At 65.2% G+C, this 25229-nt stretch carries 22 protein-coding genes; 10 read left to right on the forward strand and 12 right to left on the reverse strand.

Annotated features, from left to right (window positions below):
* Positions 1 to 132: 132 nt before the first annotated feature.
* The gene (locus HV765_RS06145; RefSeq protein WP_175169113.1) at positions 133 to 1047 is read right to left on the reverse strand and encodes a LysR family transcriptional regulator; all 915 of its coding nucleotides are present in this window, start codon (positions 1045 to 1047) and stop codon (positions 133 to 135) included.
* 103 nt (positions 1048 to 1150) lie between these two features.
* Between HV765_RS06145 and HV765_RS06150 the strand changes: the two genes are divergently transcribed.
* A complete protein-coding gene (locus HV765_RS06150; protein WP_175169114.1) occupies positions 1151 to 1900 on the forward strand; it encodes an SDR family oxidoreductase in 750 nt (249 codons plus the stop codon).
* Between the two features lie 4 nt (positions 1901 to 1904).
* Here HV765_RS06150 and HV765_RS06155 read toward each other — a convergent pair whose 3' ends face one another.
* Together HV765_RS06155 and HV765_RS06160 are read right to left on the reverse strand one after the other, a co-directional pair.
* Positions 1905 to 2645, reverse strand: a complete 741-nt coding sequence (locus HV765_RS06155; protein ID WP_254600466.1) for a DNA alkylation repair protein — start codon at positions 2643 to 2645, stop codon at positions 1905 to 1907.
* 149 nt (positions 2646 to 2794) lie between these two features.
* On the reverse strand, positions 2795 to 3307 hold the full coding sequence (locus HV765_RS06160; protein ID WP_175169529.1) for a MarR family winged helix-turn-helix transcriptional regulator: 513 nt from the start codon (positions 3305 to 3307) through the stop codon (positions 2795 to 2797).
* Between the two features lie 129 nt (positions 3308 to 3436).
* Between HV765_RS06160 and HV765_RS06165 the strand changes: the two genes are divergently transcribed.
* Genes HV765_RS06165 through HV765_RS06175 form a run of 3 tightly spaced genes read left to right on the forward strand, consistent with a single transcriptional unit; the run spans position 3437 to position 5743 of the window.
* Positions 3437 to 3961 carry a GNAT family N-acetyltransferase gene (locus tag HV765_RS06165; RefSeq protein WP_254600467.1) on the forward strand — a complete coding sequence of 175 codons (525 nt, stop codon included), beginning with the start codon at positions 3437 to 3439 and terminating at the stop codon, positions 3959 to 3961.
* A gap of 27 nt (positions 3962 to 3988) precedes the next feature.
* Positions 3989 to 4474 carry a DUF6882 domain-containing protein gene (locus HV765_RS06170; protein ID WP_054421497.1) on the forward strand — a complete coding sequence of 162 codons (486 nt, stop codon included), beginning with the start codon at positions 3989 to 3991 and terminating at the stop codon, positions 4472 to 4474.
* 9 nt (positions 4475 to 4483) lie between these two features.
* A complete protein-coding gene (locus HV765_RS06175; protein ID WP_175169116.1) occupies positions 4484 to 5743 on the forward strand; it encodes a hypothetical protein in 1260 nt (419 codons plus the stop codon).
* A 90-nt stretch (positions 5744 to 5833) separates the two neighbouring features.
* Here the strand turns inward: HV765_RS06175 and proP are convergent, their stop codons facing one another.
* The 6 genes from proP to pdxR form a co-directional block, all read right to left on the reverse strand.
* Positions 5834 to 7366 (reverse strand): glycine betaine/L-proline transporter ProP, encoded by a 1533-nt coding sequence (gene proP, locus HV765_RS06180; protein WP_175169117.1) that lies wholly within the window; start codon positions 7364 to 7366, stop codon positions 5834 to 5836.
* Positions 7367 to 7462: 96 nt separating this feature from the next.
* Positions 7463 to 9400 (reverse strand): TRAP transporter large permease, encoded by a 1938-nt coding sequence (locus HV765_RS06185; protein WP_175169118.1) that lies wholly within the window; start codon positions 9398 to 9400, stop codon positions 7463 to 7465.
* Positions 9397 to 10023 (reverse strand): TRAP transporter small permease subunit, encoded by a 627-nt coding sequence (locus HV765_RS06190; protein ID WP_175169119.1) that lies wholly within the window; start codon positions 10021 to 10023, stop codon positions 9397 to 9399. Before HV765_RS06190 ends, HV765_RS06185 begins: the two co-directional genes overlap by 4 nt.
* Before the next feature lie 19 nt (positions 10024 to 10042).
* Positions 10043 to 11167: a TRAP transporter substrate-binding protein gene (locus HV765_RS06195; RefSeq protein WP_054421487.1), complete on the reverse strand. Its 1125-nt coding sequence runs from the start codon at positions 11165 to 11167 to the stop codon at positions 10043 to 10045.
* A gap of 214 nt (positions 11168 to 11381) precedes the next feature.
* The gene (locus HV765_RS06200) at positions 11382 to 12065 is read right to left on the reverse strand and encodes an SMI1/KNR4 family protein (protein ID WP_175169120.1); all 684 of its coding nucleotides are present in this window, start codon (positions 12063 to 12065) and stop codon (positions 11382 to 11384) included.
* Between the two features lie 79 nt (positions 12066 to 12144).
* Positions 12145 to 13905, reverse strand: coding sequence for a MocR-like pyridoxine biosynthesis transcription factor PdxR (gene pdxR, locus HV765_RS06205; protein WP_254600468.1), 1761 nt, complete (start codon positions 13903 to 13905; stop codon positions 12145 to 12147).
* A gap of 92 nt (positions 13906 to 13997) precedes the next feature.
* On the opposite strand from pdxR, the gene HV765_RS06210 reads away from it, so the two are divergent.
* Positions 13998 to 15716, forward strand: a complete 1719-nt coding sequence (locus HV765_RS06210) for an NAD(P)H dependent flavin oxidoreductase family protein (protein WP_175169121.1) — start codon at positions 13998 to 14000, stop codon at positions 15714 to 15716.
* Positions 15717 to 15771: 55 nt separating this feature from the next.
* Here the strand turns inward: HV765_RS06210 and HV765_RS06215 are convergent, their stop codons facing one another.
* The 3 genes from HV765_RS06215 to HV765_RS06225 form a co-directional block, all read right to left on the reverse strand.
* A complete protein-coding gene (locus HV765_RS06215; RefSeq protein ID WP_156336395.1) occupies positions 15772 to 16143 on the reverse strand; it encodes a hypothetical protein in 372 nt (123 codons plus the stop codon).
* 152 nt (positions 16144 to 16295) lie between these two features.
* Complete coding sequence (locus HV765_RS06220; protein ID WP_175169122.1) at positions 16296 to 16928, reverse strand: Vgb family protein; 633 nt, start codon at positions 16926 to 16928, stop codon at positions 16296 to 16298.
* A gap of 30 nt (positions 16929 to 16958) precedes the next feature.
* The gene (locus HV765_RS06225; protein WP_420840102.1) at positions 16959 to 18203 is read right to left on the reverse strand and encodes a helix-turn-helix domain-containing protein; all 1245 of its coding nucleotides are present in this window, start codon (positions 18201 to 18203) and stop codon (positions 16959 to 16961) included.
* A gap of 259 nt (positions 18204 to 18462) precedes the next feature.
* On the opposite strand from HV765_RS06225, the gene HV765_RS06230 reads away from it, so the two are divergent.
* The 5 genes from HV765_RS06230 to HV765_RS06250 all read left to right on the forward strand — a co-directional run bounded on the left by HV765_RS06230 (position 18463) and on the right by HV765_RS06250 (position 25161).
* Entirely contained in the window at positions 18463 to 18981 is a 519-nt protein-coding gene (locus HV765_RS06230; RefSeq protein ID WP_054421478.1) for a hypothetical protein, read from the forward strand.
* Between the two features lie 317 nt (positions 18982 to 19298).
* Positions 19299 to 20039, forward strand: a complete 741-nt coding sequence (locus HV765_RS06235) for a DUF3348 domain-containing protein (RefSeq protein WP_054421476.1) — start codon at positions 19299 to 19301, stop codon at positions 20037 to 20039.
* A gap of 10 nt (positions 20040 to 20049) precedes the next feature.
* Complete coding sequence (locus tag HV765_RS06240) at positions 20050 to 23673, forward strand: DUF802 domain-containing protein (RefSeq protein ID WP_254600469.1); 3624 nt, start codon at positions 20050 to 20052, stop codon at positions 23671 to 23673.
* The gene (locus HV765_RS06245; protein ID WP_175169124.1) at positions 23670 to 24320 is read left to right on the forward strand and encodes an OmpA family protein; all 651 of its coding nucleotides are present in this window, start codon (positions 23670 to 23672) and stop codon (positions 24318 to 24320) included. Before HV765_RS06240 ends, HV765_RS06245 begins: the two co-directional genes overlap by 4 nt.
* Positions 24310 to 25161 carry a DUF2894 domain-containing protein gene (locus HV765_RS06250; RefSeq protein ID WP_338077787.1) on the forward strand — a complete coding sequence of 284 codons (852 nt, stop codon included), beginning with the start codon at positions 24310 to 24312 and terminating at the stop codon, positions 25159 to 25161. Before HV765_RS06245 ends, HV765_RS06250 begins: the two co-directional genes overlap by 11 nt.
* Positions 25162 to 25229 lie beyond the last annotated feature (68 nt).

The following is a 25229-nucleotide window of genomic DNA, read 5'->3' on the forward strand; positions in this document are numbered from 1 at the left end:
GGTGTTTGATAACACGAATTAGTCGCATTCTAATCGAGGCGGCGCAACATCGCCACACGCCATTTCATGACTCCTGGAATCCATCTCGCATCAAGGTCGAGATGTAGCCCTGACATCAATCCACCGCGTCAATCACCCGACATCAATCCCCCGCATTAGCGCCGCCGCCATCGTGGGCTGGCGCAGTTGCTCCCGCCACCATTGCAGCGCGCGCCCCTCGTGGCCGCCGCGCCATGCCAGATACAGCAGGTTGGGCTCGCGCGGGGTCTCGGTCGCTTTTTCCACCAGCTCACCGCGCGCCAGCAGGGACGCCACGCGATGGCGCGGCAGCCAGCCCACGCCCAGCCCGTCGCGCTGCGCCAGGATCTTGGCGCGCATGCTGGGTACGGCCAGCACCGCCTGCCCCCCTACCCGCCCGTAACCCCGCGCGGCGCTGGTGCGCGACGTGTCGGCCACCACCACCGCGCGATGCTGTTGAATCTGGTCCTGCCGCAAAGGGGGTTTCAGCTTGGCCAGCGGATGACGCGGCGACACCGCGAACAACCATTCCATTGCGCCCAGTTCCGCCCATTGCAGGTTCGGCATAGACTGAGGCTCGTTCGTCGCCCCCACGATCAGGTCGGCCCGGCCCTCCCGCAACGCTTCCCACGTGCCGCCCAGCACTTCATGCGTCAGACGCAGGCTGACTCCTGAATTCAGCCGGTCAAACGCGTGGATCAAGGGCGATATCAGTTCGAATTCCAGGATCTCATCGCTGACGATATGCAGCCGGTCTTCCCAGCCGCTGGCCACTTGTTTGACGCGCTGTGTCAGCCGCGACACGTCCAGCATCAGCCGGGCGGCTTCGTCGGCCAGTAATTGACCGGCGGGCGTCAGTTGCAGCCGGTAGCGGCGGCGGTCAAACAGCAAGGCATCAAAGCGTTCTTCCAGTTGGCGGGCCGCGTGCGACACCGATGAGGGCGCCCGCCCCAGTTTCACCGCCGCGCGGGACAGGCTGCCGCTGTCCCGGATGGCTTCCAGCAGCGCCAGTTCATTTGCCGTCAACATGTGCGATTCCTTCGAACGTGTTCATCCGAAAGATCGTACGACAAACCGCCAGCCCAGGCGCAACATGGCTACACCTTATCGAACGACTCCCAAGGAGATCACCATGAACCGTTTTGAACATAAGACCGTTTTGGTCACCGGCGGCACCAGCGGCATCGGCCTGGCAGCAGCCCAAGCTTTCGCAGACGAAGGCGCCCGCGTCATCGTCACCGGCCGCGACGAAGCCGCGCTGGAAAGCGCCCGCGCCGCGCTGGGCGGCAACGCCCTGGCCATCCGTAACGCCGCAGGCGCCCCGGGGGCCGCCGCCGCGCTGGCCCAGGCATTGAAGGCTGCGGACGTGCGCCTGGACGCCGTCTTCGTCAACGCCGGCATCGCCAAGTTCGCATCCTTGGCGGACGCCACCGAAGACCTCTGGGACCAGACCTTCAACACGAACATCAAGGGCGTGCTCTTCCAGCTGCAAGCGTTGGAGCCGCTGTTGAACGCGGGCGCGTCCATCGTGCTCAATGGCTCCATCAACGCGCACATCGGCATGCCGGCATCCAGCATTTACGCCGCCAGCAAAGCCGCGCTGATCTCGCTGGCCAAGACCTTGTCGGCAGAGTTGCTACCGCGCGGCATCCGCGTGAATGTGGTCAGCCCCGGCCCGATCGCAACCCCCATCTACGGCAAGCTGGGTTTGGACGCGGACACGCTGGAGAAAACCGCCGCCAGCATCCAGTCGCAGATTCCGCTGGGCCGCTTCGGCACCCCGCAAGAGCTGGCCTCGACCGTGCTGCATCTGGCCGCGCCGGAATCCGCGTTCATTGTCGGCACGGAAATCATCGTAGATGGCGGGATGAGCCAGCTCTGAGCGGTTACGCCGCAATCGAACGCTGTGCGCGCTTGCAGATGCGTTCGGTTGCGGCGGACGGCTGGCCGGCCAGCCAACGCGCGCACACCTCACGCACCCAGTCCGGCTGATCTTTGCTGGCGTCGTTAAGCCAGTTTGCGACCGAGTCCTGCACATAAACGGCGGGGTCGGCGCGCAATGCCGTGAGCAGCGGCAAGGCTTGGTCTGGATCAGACTTCAGCGCTGCAATGTGGGCGCACCAGACCCCACGCGGCCTCAGGCATTCGCTGGCAAAGCGGCGCACCCGTTCCGACGGGTCTTGCGTCCATGATTGCAGGGCTTGCAAAGACGTTTCCAGTTCGGCGGCCAAGCACGGGCGCACCGCCAGCCAGGCCCATTCGCGCACGCCAAAATGCGCATCGTCGGCCAAGGGGCGAATCCGTTCCAGACGCTCGCCGGGCGTCAAATCCGGAACCCCGCCGATCACGAAGCACGCCCAACCGCGCACCGTGTCAGAGGCATGCGCCGCCAGCATCGGTTCGCAATCGTCCCCGAGTTGATCAGTCAGCAGGCGCGCCGCCACCGCCATGCGTTTGGAAATGCCCGTGCTTGCTTCCGCCTGCATCTGCGCCATGGCGTCGCGCCCGACTTGCGGGGCCACCGCCTGCATCAGCGCGGCGAAGTCCACGGCCAGGCACTCCGTCAGCGCGGCGGCGGGCGCGCCCGCATTCAGCTGCGCCAGACGGGCCGGGCTGATGTCTTTCACCCCCCTGCCGGCGGGCTTAGTGGTGGTCGAAGCGGCGTTGCGCTTCGTAGGAAGCGAAGCAGCGGTGCGCTTTGTAGCAGGCGATGCGGCGGTACGCTTCGTAGCAGGCGAAGCGGCGTTGCGCTTCGCGGGGGGCGATGCGCCGGCGCTCATCGCTGGCCCTTTCGCAACGCGGCACGCCCGGTGTCGGTGCCGTGCCAGACGCGCGCCAGCAGTTCGCTTAACTGCGCCTTGTCGGGTGCGCTCAGGTTGCCGAACAAGGATGCGATCCAGTCCGTGTGCTCCTTGAACAATTTCGCCGCCATGGATTTTCCTTTGGTGGTCAAAGCCACCGTGATTTTGCGGCGGTCTTCAGTGCCCGCCTGCCGCGACACATAGCCGTCACGTTCCAGCCCATCCACCAAGCCCGTAATGGTGGCGCGCGTCACGCCCGCCCCGTCCGCCAACTGATGCGGCGATAACCCCTCCGCCTGCTCGTGCAACAGGAACAACAGCACGAATTTCCCTTCCGATAGCTGGCGCGGCGCGAGACGAGCCGCGCAATCGCGGTCGATCGCATTGGCTAAAGACAGCAGTTGAAAACACAGGCCGATGTCGTCGGCCGAGTCCAACCCGCGCCGCGCCGCTTCGTCCAGCAGCGCGTGGTGTTTGGGTTCAAGCATGGGTGGCGTGGGGAGCAAGATCGCGTTCCTGATTTGATTCAGCGACAGATAGTAAGGCACCTAATTAGTTTGATGCAAACGCCCCTTTTCGTACACGTCATCCAAGCGCCGGTATCATCTGGCATGGCCTTGACTACCCCACCCGCGCCCATGCTTACCCCGTCCACCACCGTGACTTTGCGTCGCGTGCAAGCGGGCGACGTGCCCATGATTCTGGCCATGGAATCCGACCCGGCCGTCATGCAGCACAGCACGGGTGTCAAGCCCGCTACCGAGGCGCGGCGGCAGGAGCTTCTGGCATGGCTGGCCGAACCGCAAACCGATATCGGCCATTGGTCCATCGTCGTAGGCCAAGTCGCCGTCGGCTGGATCAGCCTGGTTCCGCTTGAGGACTCTGGCCGGCTTCAACTGGCCTACCGTCTGAGCCGCGCGGCCTGGGGCCACGGTTACGCAACGCTCGCTGGCAAACTCCTATGCGACTACGCTTGGCGCACGCTGGACGTGCCCCAACTGGTGGCCGTGGTCTGGCCCGGCAACCATGCATCCGGGCGCGTCCTGGAAAAACTGGGCTTTGTGTTCAGCTCCCAAGAACAGCACTACCACCGCGACACGAATGTCTACGTATTGCCTCGCCCCAATGCCCTATCATCCTGATTTTTCCCCTACAAAGAACCGCCAAGCATGACCGACACCACGCAGCCTTTTGACGTTCAAGCCTTCATTGCCCAAAGCCTGGAGGGCATGCAAGCCGCTACCAGCGCGCACTGCGCCACCTGGCATCTGGACGAGGCCGAGCAGTGGTCGGTGGACATGGACGAAGAGAGCATCGTGTTCCAACTGCCGGGCGGCATTACCGCGACGGCGCCGGTGCAGATTGTGGGTACGTCGAACACGGCGGACGGCAGCTTTCTGTGGGGTTGGGACCATCCTTCCGTGCCCGCCGAATTGTCGGAACACGCGCAACTGGCGCTGGCGTTTGGCCGTGCGCATGGCTTGCCCGCGTATTCGCATCGCAAGGTGCAGTGCGACGACGCGCTGGCCTGGGAATTCACGGCCGTTGCGATGCGCCTGGGTGAAGCCACCGGCACGTACCGGGCGCAAGCGTCTGAGACCGCCTTTGTGTGGATGACTTTCGGACAGGTCACGTTGTCCGCTGCTGAAGACTGACCCCTTCCCATGCCCCTGCCCGCTCGCCGCCCAACCCCTTTGCTGCTTGGCGCCCTGGCGCTGGCCGTGTTGCCGCTGTTTGGGGGCACGGCCGATGCCGCTTCACGCACTGTCTACACCGGCACGCTGCAAGGCGCGGGCGATGTGGTCATGGAACTGGATAGCCAGGCGGGCGCCAATAGCGAACTGACCGGGCGCTACTTCTATCCGAAGCACGGCGTCGACATTCCCTTGCAAGGCACGGCGCAGGCGCTGGTTGAGCCGAAGCCTTTCTTTGAAGTGGCTGATTCCGGCAAAGATCCCGAAACAGACCCTGCCGCAACGTGGCAAGGCGAGCGCGATGCCAGCGGCTATCGCGGGCAATGGAAAGACGCCCGCACGGGCAAAACGCGCACGTTCAGCCTGCGCCGCGTGGCGGATTACGATCCCGACAAACTGACGCCAGACAGCGCGCAGGCCGTCACCGACGCGATCAGCGGCGGGATGGGCAGCGGCATCAATCGCCACGTGGGCATCAATGCCGGCAACGCACCCTACGAAACCCTGAAGCTTGCCGGCCACGCGGTACCCGTCGGCCAAGACAGCGGCGCAGGCCCTGTGGCGTACCAGCTATGGCGCGACCCCCGCACCAAATTCAGCTATCCGCGCTTGAGCCGGCATCCCGACCCGCAGGTGCTGACCCGCATCAACCACCTGCTTGAACAACGCCACTGGCAAATGAACCTGGCCGCGCTGGCGTGCATGTCGTCCGCGTATACCAACGGCAACCCGGCCGCCGGCACCTTGGGCAGCTATGACGAAGAAAGCATCACCGTGCAGTGGTTGTCGCCCGCGCTGATGACCGTGACGGAATCCGGCAGCCTGTACTGTGGCGGCGCACACCCCGACAACCATTTCGAGCCCTACACGTTTGATCTGCTGCGCGGCGAATACCTGGACTGGAACCGCATCTTTGACGCTTACGTGCCGGACGAAAACGGCTGGCGCAAGGAAACGCCCACGCTGCTGGCGTTGATGGAAAAAGCGCGCGCGCCGCTGGCCGACGACGCCCTCAAGGGCGCCACCGAAGACGAATCCCTGGAAGGGTGTTCGGACTTGTGGCCCAGCTATCTGGCCTTGGGCACCGAAGCCCCCGGCGTGCTGACCTTGTCGATCTCCGGCATCGGCCACGCGATGGGCATCTGCCTGGGCACGCATGCGACGGTGCCGTTCAAAGACCTGGCGCCGATCGTGAAACCCGGCGGCCAGGCGTACCTGGTCACCGAGTAGGCGAATCTGCGTATCGGCGGGTCTGCGGCTTTGCGATTCGGCAAGTCAGCAAACCCGCGTCTCCGCGATTCCGCCCGCCCGGCAGGCGGGCTACTCCAATGACGGATGACGGTCTGCAAGCTGTTGGCGCCGTTGCCGCAGCGCTTCAAGCTTGTCTTCCAGTTCCGCGATTTCAGCATCGACGTCCTGCACGCGTTGCTCGATGGTCTCGTAGGCCTCTTGCAGCAGCGCTTTCGCTTCATGCTTGCTGGACGCATTGGGCGTGTCGCCCCGCAGCGGCCGGTTCGCGGTTTCAGGCAGGAAGAACGACGTGATCAAGCCGATGGTTGCGGCCACGATCAGGTAATAGGCGGGCATCATCAGGTTGCCCGTTTCTTCGACCAGCCAGGCCGCCAGCGTCGGCGTCAGGCCGGCGATGATGATCGCCACGTTGAAGGAACTGGCCAGCGCGCTGTAGCGGATGCGTGTCGGAAACAGCGCGGGCAGTGTCGAAGCCATGACGCCCGTCAGGCAATTGAGCAACACGGCAATGAAGAGCAGGCCCAGAAAGATCAGCCCGGTGTTGTCGCTGCCCACGAACTTGAAGGCCGGCACCGCCAGCACCAACAGGCCCACGCTGCCTGCCAGCAGGAAAGGCTTGCGGCCGACCTTGTCGCTGGCGAACCCGACGACGGGCTGCACGAACAGCATGCCGATCATGACCACGATGATGATCAGCACGCCATGCTCTTCGGAATACCCGAGATTGCTCGTCAGGTAGGTCGGCATGAACGTCAGCAGCATGTAGTAGGTGATGTTCGTCACCAGCACCATGCCGATGCAGATCAGCAGCGCCTTGCGGTACTTGGAAAAAATCTCGCGAAAGGAAACCGTGGGCCGCTCTTGCACCGCGTCCTGGTCTTCCTTTTCCATTTTTTCCAGCTGCTGCGTGAACGCGGGCGTTTCTTCCGCCGCATGGCGCAAGTACAGGCCAAGCAGGCCTAACGGCCCCGCCACGAAGAACGGCACGCGCCAGCCCCATTCCAGGAAGGTCTGCTCCAGCAATATGGTTTGCAGCAGAACGACCATCCCTGCGCCCAGCACGAAGCCGGCGATAGAACCAAAATCCAGCCAGCTGCCCAGAAAGCCGCGCTGGCGGTCGGGCGCGTACTCGGCCACGAAAATCGCCGCACCCGTGTACTCGCCTCCCACCGAAAACCCCTGCGCCAGCTTGCACGCCAGCAACAGCACGGGCGCCCAGATGCCGATGGACTGATAGGACGGAATCAGCCCGATGCAGAAGGTGCTGATCGCCATGATGATGATCGTCAGCGACAGCACTTTCTGCCGCCCGAACTTGTCGCCCATCACGCCAAAAAAAACGCCGCCCAAGGGGCGGACCAGGAACGGAACCGAGAAGGTGCCCAGCGCGGCAATCGTCTGCACGGCGGGCGAGGCATCGGGGAAAAAAACCTTGCCTAACGCAAAGGCGACAAACCCATAGACGCCGAAATCAAACCATTCCATGGCATTGCCAAGCGCCGCGGCCGTCACGGCCTTCTTGAGCTTGGAGTTGTCGATGACGGTGATATCACCGATCTCCAACGGCCGTGCCTGCTGTGCTAAGGGGGGTGTAGATGTCATCGTCAGCTTCCCTGTTAGTGTGTCCAGGATGGTGCTGACGAAAGCATACGCCGACCGGCCAGGTTTCGCATTGGCCGGTCTTTTTGGATCACCCGCCTATCGGTACAGCACCGTGGGCAGCCACATCCCAATACCCGGGAACATGTACAACAGGAATATCGCCACAACCTGAATCCCCATGAACGGCATCATGCCCAGGAAGATCTGGTTCAGGGTCACATGCGGCGGCGACACGCCCTTCAGATAAAACGCCGACATGGCCACGGGTGGCGACAGGAATGCCGTTTGCAGGTTCAGCGCCACCAGCAGGCCGAAGAACAACGGGTCGATGCCGAAGGCGTTCAAGAGCGGCACGAAGATGGGCATGAAGATCACGATGATCTCGGTCCACTCCAGCGGCCAGCCCAAGAGGAAGATGATGGCCTGCGCCAAAAGCAGGAACTGGATTGGCGTCAGCCCCAGCGACAGCACCCATTCTTCGATGATGCGCTGGCCGCCCAGCAGCGCGAAGGCCGCCGAAAAAATGGATGATCCCACGAACAGCCAGCACACCATCGCGCTGGTCTTGGCCGTGAGGAAGACCGATTCGCGCAGCACCGGCAAGTTCAGCCGCCGGTACGCCAGCGCCAGCAAGGCGCCGCCCATCGCGCCCATGGCGGCGGCTTCGCTAGGGGTCGCCAAGCCGAACCCGATGGAGCCCAAGACCGCGGCGATCATCACCGCCAAGGGGAAGAACGACCCCATCAGCATCTTGAAGATTTCCAGCCGCGCCCACGTCAGCGCGGCGTAGAACACGGCGAGCATGACCGCGCAGATGGCGGCGAAGATCCAGAAGCCGGTGGGTGCGGGGCGGGTGTCGTTGGCGGCGGCGGTCGCAGGTTCGGCTGCGGGGTTGGGGGTGGCGCCGGCCGGTAGCGCCGAAGACGACGCCTGCGGCGTGCCCGGCGGTTCGGCCAGGCCATCGGCGGGCGGTTCACTCAATCCGCCCTCGGCCCCTCCCGAATCAAATCCGCCTGAATCAAACCCGCCCGACCCCAGCTGCAACTCGGCCGGAATTTCATATTCCACCAAGGGCCGCGTCAGCCCGTGATGCACCACGGCCACGAGCAGCACGGTGACCGCCAGCGGCGCCAGCACCGTCGCCATGTTGCGCACCAGAAAACCGAACGGCACGTCGCGATTGCGCCGGCCCTTGAACAGCGCCGCCACCATGCCGGTCAGCGCGCGTGTGTAACCGGTGGCCTCCAGCGTCTTCGCTTCGGGCGACAGTGGCACGCCGCGTTCGCTGACCGGCAACGGCGGCGCCATGTCGGGGCGCAGCTTGGCCACGATGATCACGTAAATCATGTACAGCCCGGCCAGCATGATGCCCGGAAACAGCGCGCCCGCGTACAGCTGCACCACCGACACGCCCGTGGTGGCGCCATAGACAATCAGCATCACCGACGGCGGCAGCAGAATGCCCAGACAGCCGCCCGCCGTGATGGCGCCCGCCGTCAGCCGCACGCTATAACCCGCCTTCAACATGGCGGGCATGGCCAGCAGCCCCATCAGCGTCACCACCGCGCCGACGATGCCGGTGGCCGTGGCGAAGATGGCGCACGTGGCCAGCGTGGCCACCGCCAGCGCGCCGGGCAGCCGCGCCAGCGCCAGATGCATCGACCGGAACAGCTTTTCGATCAGATTGGCGCGCTCAACCAGATACCCCATGAAGACGAACAGCGGAATCGAGATCAGCGAATCGTTCGTCATCGTGGCGTACGTGCGCTGCACCATCAGGTCCAGCGTCTGGCCAATCGACCGCCCCGCGTCCGCGCTTTGCATGTAATAGGCCAGGAACGTGAACAGCACGCCCATGCCCATCAGCGTGAACGCCGTCGGAAAGCCCAGCATGATGGCCACGACGATCAGCGCCAGCATCAGCAGCCCGATATGCCCCGTGGTCAGCTCGCCCCACGGCGTCAGGAACGCGATCATCGCCAGCACGATCCCGATGCATGACAGGCCAAACCACAACGCCTTGTGGATCTTCATCGGCGGGGCTCCCCGGGGGTCGTCACATAGCGGTCAAGCTGGGCGATGTCTTCGTCTTTCACATGCACCATCTTCTTCAGCTTGTCGACGTCCACTTCCTCGACGTCTTCTTCGCGCGATGGCCACGCGCCGCGCCGCAGGCAAAGCACGCAACGCAACACTTCAGCCACGCCTTGAAGCAGCAGGAACGCGCCTGCGATGGGGATGAAGGCCTTGAAGGGATAGATGGGCGGCCCGTTGGCCATCAGCGACGAATGCTCGCCGATGGCAATCGAATAGGCGGCGTAATACCAGCCCGCCCACACCAGCGCGATGACGCCGGGAAAGAAGAACACGATGAACAGCACCAGGTCCAACCCCGCCTGCACACGCGGCGGCAGAAAGCCGTACAGGATGTCGCCGCGCACGTGGCCGTTCTTGGCCAGCGTGTAAGCGCCGGCCATCATGAAGAGGATGCCGTAATACATCATCTGCAAGTCGAACGCCCACGCGCTGGGCTGGTTCAGCAGATACCGCGCCGCCACCTCCCAGCACACGTGCAGGGTCAGCACCACGATCAGCCAGGCAAAGGTTTTGCCGACGAAGGTGGAGACGCGGTCAATCAGTCGGATAAGACGGATCATCGTGCGGCCTGGTCAGGGATCAGGCCGGCTTCGTGGCGCGCGAAAAATAATGGTTGTAGGCCATCCGGTAATTCACCGAGACGTCGCCGTGCCAGCGCCCCACCCTTTCAGCAAAGGCCCGCTGGGAGTCCAGCACTTTCTTGAACAGCGGGTTTTCGGCCGAGCGTTTGGCGATCATCTCGTCCCAGATCTTCAGCTGCGCCTGCAAAATCGCGTCCGGCGTCTTGTAGAACTTGACGTTGTGATCCTTTTGCAGCTTCACGTAGTCTTGCGAATACCGGTTGGCCGCCTTCCATGACATATCCGCGCTGCACGCCTGCGCGGCATAGCTCAGCACCGCTTTCAGGTGCGGGGGCAACGCGTCGTATTTGCCCTTGTTGAACAGCACTTCGAACTGCTCGGCGCTTTGGTGAAAGCTTTGCAGCATGCAGATCTTGGACACGTCCTGAAAGCCCAGCGCCAGGTCGGAAGACGCGTTGTTGAACTCCGCCCCGTCCAGCAAACCGCGGTCCAGCGCCGGCACGATTTCACCGCCCGGCAAAGCGTTTACCGCCGCGCCCATGGCCGTGTACATGTCGATGGCCAGCCCCACGGTGCGGAACTTCACGCCCTTCACATCTTCGACCTTGGTGACCGGCCGCTTGAACCAGCCGAAAGGCTGCGTCGGCATGGGGCCGTACATCAGCGACACCACGTTCACGCCCATGGCCTTCTGGATTTCCACCAGCAATTCCTTGCCGCCGCCGTACTCGTGCCAGGCCAGCAGCATGTTGGCGTCCATGCCGAACGACGGCCCCGAGCCCCACAGCGCCACGGCCGTGTTCTTGCCGTACCAATACGCCACCACGCCGTGTCCGCCATCCAAGGTGCCGGCCGACACCGCGTCCAGCAGGTCAAACGCCTTCACGACGGCGCCCGCAGGCAGCACTTCGATCTTCAACTGGCCGCCGGCCATGTCGTTGACCTTTTGCGCGTAGTCGCGGGCGAACTCGTGAAAGATGTCGGTGGCGGGCCAGGTGCTTTGAAAGCGCAGGGAAATGGGCGCGTTCTGCGCCCGGGTGACAGCGGGGAACCCGAGTGCGGCGGCGCCCGCGGCGGCGGCGCCGGAAATGAACTTGCGGCGGGGCTTTGTGACGTGTTGCATGGCTTGTTGTCTCCTTGGGTGGACTACACGGACCAGCTTGTAGTAACTGCACCTGCGAGGACGCGGGGAAACGCCTGCTGCGAGCTTCCCGGTGTCGGGGCTACGACTGCTTTGCAACTTTGTGGTGATTAAACCGTCCTGACAAACAGCTGACAATCAGCTTTTTGTCAGGAATTACCCTAGCCAGAAGTACTAGTGCGTTGGCTTCAAGGCATCAGCCTTCGCCGCACTCCCAACGCGCCACCACGACGAATGGCGCGTCTTGCACGGCAGGTACGCGCGCCAAGGCGGCATCGACAGCTGCGGCCGGAACCAGCGCCGGGCCGTCTGCCTGTCCGTCAGACCCGGTCAACAACTGGGCGATGCCATCGAGTTCCGCGCGCAGGTCTTGCGGCAGCGACGGCGCCACGGCACGGAGGTTCGCGGCCACGCACTGCGCGGCTTCCGCCCGGCTGAATCCGTCGTCGATCAGGTGCGAGGCATCCCCCGCGCTGCGTACCACGGCTTCATAAGCAAACACGTCGAATGACACCGCTTCGATCTTGCTGGTGTCCGCGTCGTGCCAGACCAGCGCCACACCCACGCCGCCGTTGGACAGCGGCGTCAGGCAATACGCATCGCCCGCCCCCGTTTGGGCGAAAGGCAGAAAGCGGCGGCCATGCTGATAGGCGGGATTCAACCATTCATCAATGGTTTCTGCGGCCTCGTCCGCCTTGATCCATTCGAAGTCGTCGATGCACGACAACGCAGGCTGCGCCGCGAGCTTGTTCGCTCTCCAGTCGGCCACCCAGGCTTTGACGTCCGCGCCGTAGTCCGCCAGACCCGCTTCAATCAAATGGCGCAACAACGCCGGCAACGGGATGCCGTGGGCTTGCGCCAAGGCGGGATAAGAATGCATGCCTGCTTACTCCGTTGTGGTGGCCGATGGCCGGGGCGATATTCTAAGCGCGCGTCAGGCGTGGCCGCACACGGCCGATTCATGCGGCGGACACGGCACCCGCCAACAGGGCGCGCAGTTGCGCACCCTGTTGCGCGATCTCGGGCTCCGACAAGCCGCTGTAGCCGATCACCAGCCCGGGCGGCAAGGCCACGCGCCGGCAGAAGTCCGATAGCGGCAGCAAGGCGATGCCCATGGCCCGCGCCCGCGCCTGCATCCCCGCCATGTCCACATCCGCAGGCAGCCACCACAGCAAATGAAAGCCCGCGTGTTCACCACTGACGCGCAACGGCGCATTGCCCATGGCTTGCGCCAATTCGTGCATCACCTGATCGCGCCGCTGCGCATACACCGCGCGCGCCTTGCGAATGTGGCGGGCGAAGCTGCCGTCTTCCAGAAAGCGGGCCAACGTCATCTGTTCGATCATGCTGTTGGACCGCCCGGTGGTGTGGCGCGCGCGCGTGAACGCGGGCACCCAGCGTTTGGGCAGCACGGCATAGCCGATGCGCAGCGCGTTGAACATGGTCTTGTTGAAGCTGCCCAGGTGAATGACGCGGTCGGCGGTGTCCAGGCTCTTCAACGCGGGCAGCGGCGCGCTGTCGTAGTTGAATTCGCTGTCGTAGTCGTCTTCGACAATCCAGCAGTTTTGCTCCTCGGCCCACGCCAACAATTCCAGGCGGCGCGAGACGGGCATCGTGATGCCGGTGGGCGACTGGTGCGCGGGCGTCACGTGTACCAGCTTCACGCCGCGCTGGCGTTTGGCGCGCGCGACCGAGAAGCCGTGCTCGTCAATGGCGATGGGCATCACCTTGGGCGTGAACTGGCTGAACAGCGGCACGGCGGTCAGATAGCCCGGATCTTCGATCAGCACTTTGTCTTGGCGCGTCAGCAAGATGCGGGCGCTCAGGTCCAGGCCATCGCGGATGCCGGTCAGGATGACGATTTGATCCGGCTCACACGAAATGCCGCGCACCGCGCCAAGGTAGCGCGCAATCTGCACGCGTAACGGCAGCCAGCCCTGCGATTCCTCGTTGGCCAACTGGCTGGGCGTGACGTGCTGCGCGCTGATCATCAAGCCCTTGCGCCACGCCGGCATGGGAAAAAGCGATGCGTCAGCGGTTCTGGCGGCGAATAAGGGTGTGGGTCCGGGAGGTGTTGCGGACTTGGCGGTGACGGCACGGCCTGTGCTGCGGGTGGTGGTGCTGGTGCTTGGGCTTGTGTTGGTGCCGGTGCCGGTGTTGGTGGTGGTGCCGGTGCTGCTGCCCGTGTTGGCGCTGATGCCGTCGCCCGGCAAGCCCCTGCGGAAGAAGTTGTCGGGAATCACCGCCGACACGTAGGTGCCTGATCCCACCGTGCCCGCCGTGTAGCCTTCGCCGCGCAATTGGTCATAGGCCGCTTCAACCGTGGAGCGCGACACCTGCCATCGCGCCGCCAGCTCACGCGTTGATGGCAGGCGGGCGCCCTCCGCCAGCACGCCTTTCAAGATGCGTTCCTGAATCTGCCGGTACACCCAGGCCTGTTTGGATTCGCCTGCGCGGGGCGGGTCGGCAGGCAAGTCCAGGCTGGATTCCTGTTTGGTACGCGCGCGTGTGCTCGTACCGGTGCCGGTGCCTTTGCCTGTGCCTGTGCTCGTACCTGTGCCTTTTCCTTTGCCTGTGCCGATGCCTGTGCCGATGCCTTTGCCTGCGCCGATGCCTGCGCCGATGCCTGTGGCGGTGATGGTGGTGGTGCCGGTGGCGGTGGCGGTGGCGGTGGCGGTGCCTGTGCCTGTGCCATGGCGCCTGATAAGTGGCTTGCTCATTTTTATGAATATGGCTCTATTCGATAAGCCATTCTATCGATAAATTGGCGTGACCAGATTCCTTTATTCCTATGCCAATCAGGAAGACATCGATGTCATCGCCCTACACCATCACGCTGGAAACCGGCTCGTTCACGACCGATGGCGGCACGTCCATTCTGGATGCGGCCTTGGCCCAGGGCGTCCCCGTGCCCTTCTCGTGCCAACGCGGCGAATGCGGCTCGTGCCGGGCGCAGGTAGGGGCGGGTGACTTCGAACCCATCACCGCGCCGAACGAACGTTCCTACGTGCCGGCGGATAACGAATTGCTGATGTGCCAATGCCGCGCCGTCAGCGATCTGAGCTTGCGCTTTGCGCACTGGACCGCGCCTGGCCGCCCCGCGCAGCGCTACGACGCGCGCGTTGTATCGCGGCGGCCGCTAACCACCGGCATCACGCAGCTGATCATTGAAATCCAAGGCGATGACGCGTTCGACTATCTGCCCGGCCAGCACGTGCAGCTGCTGCTGGAGGATGGCGGACGCCGCAGCTTCTCGATTGCCAATACGCCCGGCGCGGCAGGCGCCTGTCGGCTGGAGTTCCATATCCGCCGCACACCGCAAGGCGCCTTCACCAACAACATCTTGCCCGCGTTAACGCCAGGCGACGCCTTGACGCTGGAAGGCCCGTATGGCGCTTGCGTGTTGCCATCGACGCTGCCGCACGGGGTCAGCCACTTGGTGCTGCTGGCCACCGGCACGGGCTTGGCCGGCGTGTTTCCCATCTTGATGCGCGCCCTGGAAAGCGATCACTTCACCACCGTGACGCTGTATTGGGGCGCGCGCCAACGGGCCGATTGCTACGCCAGCGGCCTCTTGAATGCGCTGCAAGGCAAAGGCCCGGCGTTCCGCTGGCACCCCGTCCTGTCGGGCGACGGAACTGCCCGGCACGACGATGCCCGGCACGACGACGCGCACTACGTGCAAGATCGCGCCGCGCAAGCCGGCCATGACTGGGCGCGCACGCTGGTCTACGCCTGCGGCAACGGTGCCATGGTGCGCGCGGCGCAAGCGCGCTTGCGTGATGCCGGGCTACCCGACGGCCGCTTTCAGTCGGAAGCGTTTGTACCGGCAAGCGCCACGCTTGCGTCACCGCCCGCCCCTGCCGCTCATCCCTGGGAACGCGTCAGCGAACGCTTCACGATGGACGGCATCCTGCAAGCCCGCCAGCGTTCCATCACCGCCGTGCATGAGATCGCCGCGCTGATGACGCCCGGCATCACCACCGCCGACGCCATCGCACGGGCCGACGCGCACCTGCGCCAGATGGGCGCGTCACACAACTGGCACCCCACCTACATCCGCTTCGGCGCGGATTCACAATCGCCTGCGGTGCAACCCACCGACCGCCAACGCACGCTGGGCGAAGACGACATCTTCGTCATCGACATCGGCCCCGTCTGGGACGGGTATGAAGGCGACTACGGCGACACCTTCGTCACCGGCAGCAATGCCGACCGGCAACGCTGCGCCCAAGCCGCGCGCGACGTCTTCGAACGCACGCGCCTGGCGTGGTTAAACGGCATGACGGGCCAAGCGCTGTATGAGCTGGCCGACACCTACGCGCACGAGCTGGGCTGCAAGCTGGTGCACGAGATACCCGGCCATCGCGTGTCAGATTTTCCGCATGCGCTGTATGGCAAGCATCAGTTGGCCAATGCGGATTTCGTGCCCGGCGATGGCATCTGGGTGCTTGAGATTCAGGTGCGCGACCAGCACCAACCCATCGGCGCTTTTTATGAGGATGTGCTGCTGCGGGCCGCGATGGCCTGAATTGCCCCTACGGCTTGCTCTATGGATTGCTCTATCGCTTGCTCTACGGCTTGCTCTACGGCTTGCTCTTGCCTTCCACCCAATGCTTGTCGGCAAGCTTGGGGTCGGGAAACGGCAGTTCCATATTGGTCGGCGGCGAGGCCACCCACTTGCCGCCGTCCTGATAGAAGTCCATGGGCGCCTCGGACGTGCCGGCTGGCATCAGCAGCATGGTGGTGCAAGACACCCGGCCCTTGTGCGACGGCTTGGGTGCGGGCAGGCAGGTGCCGATGGCCAGTTGCGACGTCTTCATCCCGGGAAGATCATCACCCAGCAGCGTCAGCACGGCGGCGTGGGCTTCTTCCGGCGTGGGGATGACAAGGGGCTGGGCCTGGGCCGTGATGCCGATTGCGGCCAAGGCCAACATGCCTAGCGGAGCAAATTTCATGCGGTTCCTAGAGTGGTGCTGGATGGCGCTAAGAGGTGCTGGATAGCGCCAAGGGATGCTGGGATAGCGCCAAGAGGTGCTGGATAACGCTGCGTAGCTCTACATAGCGCTAAGCGCCGCCACCCAACAGCCGTGGCGGCCTTCGAACGATTCTACCCGGGGCGCCGCACCGCCCTGACCTTGCCGGAATTACCCCCGCCGCAGAAGAAGCGGTCGGCGCCATCCGACTCCAGGCCCGACACGCCCACGCCCGCCGGCATGTCAACGCTTTCCAGCACCGCGCCGGTGTCCGGTTCCAGCCGCCGCAATTCGCTGGCGTCGTTTTCCCAGGTGCCGTGCCACAGTTGCCCGTCGACCCAGGTAACGCCGGTGACGTAGCGGTTGGAGTCGATCGTGCGCAGCACCTTGCCGGTGCCGGGGTCCACCTGATAGATCTTGCGCTGCTGATACTGGCCGACCCACAACGAGCCATCGGCCCAAGCCATGCCGGAATCGCCGCCGCCACCGGGCGCGGGGATGGTGGACAGGACCTTGCCGTTGGCCGGGTCCAGCTTCTGGATTTTGCCTTCGGCGATTTGATAGAGGTGTTTGCCGTCAAAGGCCGTCCCGGCGTTGGCCGCCACATTCAACGCGCGCGGTGTCTCGCCGCTATCGGGGTCCAGCGCGATCAGTTTTTCGCCGACGGCAAACCAGACCTGATGACCGTCGTAGGTGACGCCATGCACGCTGTCGACACCGGGGAAAGGGCCGTATTCACGGAGGATTTGGGCTTGGGTTCGTTTCATGACTGTGTCCTTGAAGGAGGAGACTTCATGCTACTGAGCCGGCAACAACGCGGGGAGTAACAAGCTTGTCGTGAATGCCGGCACGGCGGGCGTCGTCCAGCGGCGGGCGGGGCCATGGCCCAAGGGCTGCGCCTGACCCGAGGCCGCCAGCGCATCCAACGCGCGCTGCACGGTGCGCTGGCTTGCGCCCAGCGCCAACGCCAGCGCGGAACTGGACCACGCCTGGCCGTCGACCAGGCAAGCCAACACGGCGGCGTGATCTCGGTCCGCCACGTCGACCGGGCGCGCCAGCACGACGACATTGGCCCCGGCATGCGGCCGCAGCACAAAGCCGTGCCGCGTTGCGTTGATGCCCGCCAGCGGCCGCAACGCGGTGCGCAGGCGTCCGATTTCCACGCGCAGCCGCACGCGATGGGAGTCGTCCTGAAAGCCGGTGCGAAACGCTTGGGCGATCAGCAGTTCGCGGGTCACGTCTTGTGGCCAGGCCTCGGCCAGCAGCCGCGCCAGCGTGAACAAGACCGGGCGGCTGGCCAGCGGCACCGTCTGGCCGTCTTGGCGCACGACGTTGCGGCAGGCGTCGATGATCAGCGCCGGGGATGCCAGCAGCGCCTCGACCTCATCCAGCCGCAGATCGCGCGCGCCGTCGTGCAAGACTTCCCGCGCGGCGGGGGCATGCAGCGTCTGCAACGCGTGGTCCACCTCGGCCATCAAGGCGGGAATGCCGGCCTGCCGCGCGGCGTGTTGTGCGCGAGCCAGCGCCGCGCCCGCCGCCCCTGCCTGCACCCGGCGCATGGCGATGCCGCCCGTGATGAGTTCGTGGATGGCGCGCGAGGCGGCGGGCATGGGGCTGGCGTCCACGCCGGCCAGAACGAGATCGGCGTCGTCCAGGCGGCCCAGCAGCAACAACCGCCGCGCCTGTAGATACGCGGCGTGCGCTGCGTTGAGGGGGTCGCCGTGTGACGCCAATGTGGCGCGTGCCGCGGCCAGCGATTTTTCGGGCCAGGCCAGATCCCGCGAGGCCAGCGCCACTTCGGCTTCGGCCACGACGCAGCGGGCGCGCGCGACCGGATGCGCCGGCCCGAAGGCCCGTGCCGCGTTGCGCAACAGCGCCTTCGCCCGGGAAAAGTCGCCCAATTGCGCCATGGCGATACCACGCAGGGCCAGCGCGGGGGCCTCGTCACGCAACGCCACGAGGTTCAGCGCGCCCAGCGGATCGCCCGCGGCCAAGGCGCGCGCCGCGCTTGCGATCAGAAGCTCGTTGGTGATCTCGCCCACTTCAATATCCGCCTTGGCATTCGGGTGCGGAACAATCTACCACCGCCGCTGCGTCGGTGGGGCGTGCCGGATGGCGCGCAAATTGGCACAATGCGGAGCTGCCCGGCCGAGCGGCCGTCGGCTCGGCGACCCCAGCTCGGCGCTCCCGGCTCGGCGCTCCCGGCTAGGCGACCCCAGCTCGGCGCCCCCGGCTCGGCGCCCCCGGCTAGGCACCCCCACCAAACCAAGCCCCCCGCTTAACCACACATAACTGGAACGTATGGAACTGACGCTACCCAAAAGCCTGCAGAAACCGCTGGAACGAGAGGCCGCCGACGCCAACCGTACGCTGCACGCGCACATTCTGAAGAAGTTGGAATCGGTCACGCCGCCGGTTGAAGCCATCAACCCGGCCGTGCTGAAAGCCGGGCTGCCCAAGCTGGTGGACTATCTGTCGCGGATGCCGGGCGTGAACGTGCTGTCCTCGCAGGTGACAAGCGATGCCTATTGGTGGGTCAAGTTCACCATCGACCTCCAGAACCCTTTGGCCTGGCAAGTCGTGCAGGAATTGGGCTTTGTGCTGAACGACGCGTCCATCCACGACAAGCTGCCCACCGTGTTCAAGCCGGTTTCGCCACCCCCATACATGAATGGCGGCCCGCAGGACTTTTTGTCCTGGGTGATCGAATCGACCTACAACTATATTGACCCCGCCTGGATCGCGCAGACGCTGGAAGGCTACCTGCCCCGCCCCGTCGACGACCTGAGCCAATGGGCCAGCGGGGATGACAGGGAGTGATCTGCCCAAAGTGAGCGGGTCCGTTGAGCTGGTCCGTTGAGCTGGTCCGTTGAGCTGGGCCGTTGAGCTGGGCCGTTGAGCTGGTCCGTTGAGCTGGGCCGTTGAGCTGGGCCGTTGAGCTGGGCCGTTGAGCTGGGCCGTTGGGCTAGGCCGTTGAGCTAGGCCATCGAGCTGCGCCCCTTGAGCTGGCCCCCTTGAACCGCCCCCAATTGGGCAACCCCCAAACGATGCGTCCCCACTTATCGCGCGTGGAGCCCTCACCCCGCCCTTAACCTGCCCGTCAGCGTGTAAACTCCCCCCTTTTTGACTCTGGTGGTATGTTGCAAGCCCCACAGCGCACAGGTTTAAGCGGCCCGACGCTCATTCGCTTGCTGACTCGCCTGACGGATGTCGACGTTCCGGAATCCAGGCAATCGCTGTCCGACCATTTGAGCCAGTGGCTCGGTTGGACGGATGCGATCGCGCTTTCCGCGGCCTTGAATACCCGCCCGCCGGTGATCGCCCCTGGCGCGCGTCAGTTCAGCAGTGCCGAAGAGCGCGAATGCGCGCGTGTCCGGACCACGCTGGCCGATGCCATCGCCAGCGATACGGCGGCCACGGCCGCCAAGCGGCTTGTTCCCGGACAAGCGCCGGCCAAGAAGTCGGCGGCTGTAGAGCAAGCCGAGGCCGATTACTCGAATTTTCGTCAGCGGTATCAGTCGTTGCAGCACACGATGGAGACCAGCGTAGGCAATTTGCGCAGCCGTTTGCGCGGCATGGTTGCGGCCAGAAATGGCGAAATGACACGGCTGGCCGTCGTGGACGCCATCATGGACCGCGCGCTGCTACCTAAGGAACGCGCCTTGTTTGGGCTCATTCCAAAGCTGCTTCACACGCATTTTGAACGCCTGCGGCTGGCCGAAGCGCCCGACCTTGAAGCCGAGCCCGCCCCCCAGCCGATTACCCCCGGCGCCTGGCTGGACGTGTTCCGCAAGGATATGCGCAGCGTCCTGCTTGCCGAATTGGATGTTCGTTTACAACCGGTCGAAGGGCTGCTTGCCGCCCTTCGCGCCAGCTAACCAGGACACCATGTCCAAGACTCTGATCAATTTCGTTGTATTCCTGGCCGGTCTGGCCGTTGTGGGCTGGATTGGCGTGGGCTATGCGGGCACGAACCCGCTGGCGCTGGCCGTGACGCTGCTGATTGGCGTCTGTTATCTGGCGGGCGCGTGGGAACTGCTGCGGTATCAGCAGGCCACGTCCACCCTGACGCGGTCCACGGCCTCGCTATCCGAAGCGCCGGCCAGCCTGGGTTCCTGGCTGGATCAGCTGCATCCCAGCCTGCGCAACGCCGCGCGCCTGCGCGTGGAAGGCGAACGCGTCGGCCTGCCCGGCCCGGCGCTGACGCCGTATCTGGTCGGCCTGCTGGTGTTGCTGGGCATGCTGGGCACGTTCCTGGGCATGGTCGTCACGCTGCGCGGCACCGGCATGGCGCTGGAAAGCGCGACCGACCTGGGCGCTATCCGCGCGTCCCTCGCGGCGCCGGTCAAGGGCTTGGGTTTCGCCTTTGGCACGTCGATTGCCGGCGTGGCCACCTCCGCCATGCTGGGCCTGCTGGCTGCGCTGTGCCGCCGCGAACGCGTGCAGGCGGCCCAGTCGCTGGATACCAAGATCGCCACGACCTTGCGCGTGTATTCGCAAAGCTATCAACGCGAAGAATCCTTCAAGCTGCTGCAACGGCAAGCCGAAGTGATGCAGCGTCAGGCCGAAGCCATGCCCACGCTGGTAGACCGCCTGCAAGCCATGATGCAAAACATGGAGCAGCAAACCCGCGCCATCAATGACCGCCAAATGGCCAGCCAGGATGCGTTCCAGGACAAGGCCGAGGCCGCCTACGCCCGCCTGGCGTCGGTGATGGAACAGTCCATGAAGGAAGGCGTGGCCGAAAGCGCGCGCTCGGCCGGCGTGGCCTTGCAGCCCGTTGTTGAAGCCACGATGGCCAGCCTGTCGCGCGAAACCGCCAGCTTGCAAGACACGGTGACGCAAGCCGTGCAGCAGCAATTGAGCAGCCTGACGTCCGGCTTCCAATCGTCTACCGCCAATGTGGCCGACATCTGGAACCAGGCGCTGGCCGGCCAGCAGCGCGCAAGCGAAACGCTGGCGCAGGACTTGCGCGCCTCCCTCGACCGCTTTGCCGAAACGTTTGAGCAACGTTCGTCCGCCCTGCTGGATGGCGTGTCGGCGCGAATGGAAACGTCGTCGGGCAATATGTCCGAGGCCTGGACCTCGGCGCTGTCGCGCCAGGAGCGCGTCAGTGAGAAGCTGGCGGGCGACAACCTGCAAGCCCTGACGGCCGCTGCCGCCAGCTTTGAACAACACTCGGCGTCGCTGTTGCGCACGCTGAACGACTCGCACGCGCTGCTGCAATCGGACCTGGCCTCGCGCGATCAGCAACGCCTGGCCGCCTGGACGGAAACGCTGGGCGCCATGGGCGCCACGCTGCGCCAGGAATGGGAACAGGCTGGCACGCAAGCCGCCGCCCGTCAGCAAGCCATCAGCGACACGCTGGCGCAAACCGTGCGCGACATCAACGCCCAGGCCGCTGCGCAAGCCAGCGTGCTGGAAGGCGTGTCGGCGCGCATGGAAGCCGCGGCCAACAACGTGTCGGCCCGCTGGGATTCGGCCTTGTCGCGCCAGGAACAGGTCAGCGAGACCTTGGCCCGCGACAATCAACAGGCCCTGACCACCGCCGCCGCCACGTTCGAACAGCACTCGGCGTCGCTGCTGCGCACGCTGGACCAGTCGCATGCCGACCTGCAAACGGCGCTGGCCGCCAAGGACCACGAGCGTCTGTCCGCCTGGACGGATTCGCTTGCCGGCATGGCCGCCACGCTGCGTCAGGAATGGGAACAGGCTGGCGCGCAAGCCGCCAGCCGCCAGGAAGCGATCAGCGAGTCGATGGCGCGCACCGCGCGCGACATCACCGCGCAAACCGAAGCGCAAGCGCTGCTGCTGGAAAGCGTGTCGGCCCGTTTGGAGTCCGCTGCGAACGGCGTGTCGGACCGCTGGACCACCGCATTGGCCCGCCAGGAGCAAGTCAGCGAGAAGCTGGCTGCCGACAATCAGCAAGCCTTGACGACGGCCGCCGCCACCTTCGAACAACATTCGGCGTCCTTGCTGCGCACGCTGGAACAATCGCACGCCGATCTGCATACGGCGCTTGCCGCGCAAGACCACGAGCGTCTGGCGGCGTGGACCGGCACCTTGACCGCCATGGCCGCCACGCTGGGCCAGGAATGGAAGGCCGCTGGCGAGCACACCGTTGCCCGCCAACAGGAAATCAGCGACACGCTGGCCTTGACCGCACTGGACGTCACCGGCCAGACGGAAGCGCAAGCCCGTCTGCTGGAGACCGTGTCGGCCCGCCTGGAAACGGCGGCAAGCAGCGTGACGCAGGCCTGGACCGACGCACAGGCGCGCCAGGAACAGGTCGGCGAAAAGCTCGCGGCGACCCACCAGCAAGCGCTGGAGACCGCCGCCGCCACGTTCGAACAACACTCGGCATCGTTGCTGCGCACGCTGGACCAGTCGCACGCTGATCTGCAAGCGGCGCTGGCGTCCAAGGATGAAGCACGGCTGTCCGCCTGGACCGCGAAGCTGGCCGCGCTGGCCGACGCGCTGGGCCAGGAATGGGAGCTGGCGGGCGTGCAGGCCGCGTCGCGTCAGGAAGCCTTGACGCAAGCCCTGGCCCAAACCACCCGCGACATCACCGCACAAACCGAAGCGCAGGCGACCGTGCTGGAGGCCGCATCGACCCGTCTGGAGACAGCGGCAAGCAGCGTCACGCAGGCCTGGGCCGACGCGCAGACGCGCCAGGAGCAGGTCAACGAGCAATTGGCGGCGAGCCATCAGCAGGCGCTGGAAACGGCAGCGGCTACCTTCGAACAACATTCGGCGTCGTTGCTGCAAACGCTGGACCAGTCGCACGCGACGCTGCAAGCCGAGCTGGCTGCAAACGACGAAGCGCGCCTGGGCGCCTGGACTGGCAAGCTGGCCGCCGTGGCCGACACGCTGGCCCAGACCGCACACGACATCACGTCGCAAACGCAGGCGCATGCCAGCGAGACCATTGCCGAGATCAGCCGCTTGGTGCAAGCCGCATCCGAAGCCCCGAAGGCCGCGGCGGACGTCATCGGTGAACTGCGCCAGAAGCTGTCGGACAGCATGGTGCGCGACAACGACATGCTCGAAGAGCGCAACCGCCTGCTCGACACGCTGGACACGCTCTTGAACGCGGTCAATCACACCGCTGCCGAACAACGCACAGCCGTGGACGCGCTGGTGGCCTCGTCGGCCGAGCTGCTGGAACGCGTGGGCACGCAGTTCACCGACCGCGTCGAAGCCGAAACCGGCAAGCTTGCCGATGTGGCGGCGCATGTGACCAGCAGCGCCGTGGAAGTGGCCAGCCTGGGCGAATCCTTCGGCACGGCGGTGCAGCTGTTCGGCGAGTCCAACGACAAGCTGGTCGCGCACCTGCAACGCATCGAAGCGGCGCTGGACAAGTCCATCGCGCGTGGCGACGAGCAACTGTCCTACTACGTGGCGCAAGCGCGTGAAGTGGTTGACCTGAGCCTGATGTCGCAAAAGCAGATCATCGAGAACCTGCAACAGCTGGCCGTCCAGCGCGCCACCGCCGGAGCGGAAGCCGCATGAGCGAAGACATCGACGGCGGCGTCGAGGCCTCCTCCCCCGCCTGGGCCGTCTTCGGCGACCTGATGTCGGTGCTGCTGGGCGCCTTTGTGCTGATCCTGGTCAGCGTGATCGGCGTGCAGTTGCAGTTGTCGACGCAGCTGGAAGAAGAGGTCAAGCAGCGCCAGGAAGAAACGCAACGGCGCGAGACGCTGGAGCAGGCGCTGGCCGGGCCGCTTGCGGCGGGCCGCGTCACCTTGATCAATGGCCGCATCGGCATCAGCGGCAGCGTGCTGTTTGCGCTGAACTCCGATCAGTTGCAGCCCGAAGGCCGGGAGATTCTGAAGACGCTGATCGAACCGCTGTCCGCGTATCTGAAGTCACACGACGAAATCCTGATGGTCAGCGGGTATACCGACGACCAGCAGGTGCGCGAAGGCAACCGCCGTTTTGCGGACAACTGGGATTTGTCGGCGCAGCGCGCCTTGACGGTGACGCGTGCGCTGATCGACGAAGGCGTGCCGTCGTCCACCGTATTCGCCGCCGCGTTCGGCTCGGAGCAGCCGGTGGCGTCCAACGCCGACGAGGAAGGCCGCGCCAAGAACCGCCGCGTGGAGATCACCCCGATCCCCAAGCCGTCCAACGAGCCGGGAAAACCGCGTGAGCAGTGACGGCAGCGCGGGCGTCTCGCCCGACCTTCGTAGCCTTGGCGATGTTCAGGACGTTCAGGACGTGCAGGACGTCCGCGACGTTCAGGACGCTCAGGACGTCCGTGACGGTCAGGACGTTCAGGACACTCAGGACGTCCCCGACGGTCATGACGTCCCCGGCACTGGCCACGCTCACGACGCGCAGGCCACGCTGGACGCCTGGCGCGACAGCGGGGCTGCCCATGCCGACCCGGTGCGCTTTCAGTTCATGAGCGCCATGGCGCGGCGCACGGCGGCATTGCATGGCCCCGCGCGGCAAATGCTGGACGCGAAGTTGGCGGGCTTGCTTAGCGCCTATGAAGCCTCGCTGAACGCGCCTGCCCCGCAGCAGGAAGCGCCCCCTTCCGATGATGCCCCCAGCGCGCTGGCCGGCCTGATCGATTACCTGGCGTACCCGGATGCCCCGGACGGCGACGCCGCCTGGACGCGCGACGCGCTGGGGCTGCGCGAAGCCTACCCCGATGTGCAGATGCTGGAGTACTTCCGCGCCGTCTGGTCCCGCGTCAGCGCCGACCGGCAGGTGCGGCAATCGCAGGAACAGGTCCACAAGAACGCAGGCCCGCTGAATTCGAATCAGTTGGTGCACCGCGCCCTGTCGCTGATGCGCGAGCTATCGCCGGGGTATCTGCAACAGTTCCTGTCGTACACGGACGCGCTGATGTGGATGGAGCAGATTCAAGCTGCGACGGCGCCCGCGCCCAAGGATGCCGGGCGCGCGGGCTCGGCCAAGGCAGGCTCGGCCAAGACAGGCTCGGCCAAAACCGCCGCGGCCAAGAAGACGTCGCGGGCCAAGGCGCGCTGATCGCGCCGATCGCGTTGCTGGCGGCAGCGCCGCCTTTCACCCCCCCCTCGATTTGCGCGCCAGCCCTT

This window comes from Achromobacter kerstersii, assembly GCF_902859595.1.
GTDB classification, from domain to species: Bacteria; Pseudomonadota; Gammaproteobacteria; order Burkholderiales; family Burkholderiaceae_B; genus Achromobacter; species Achromobacter kerstersii.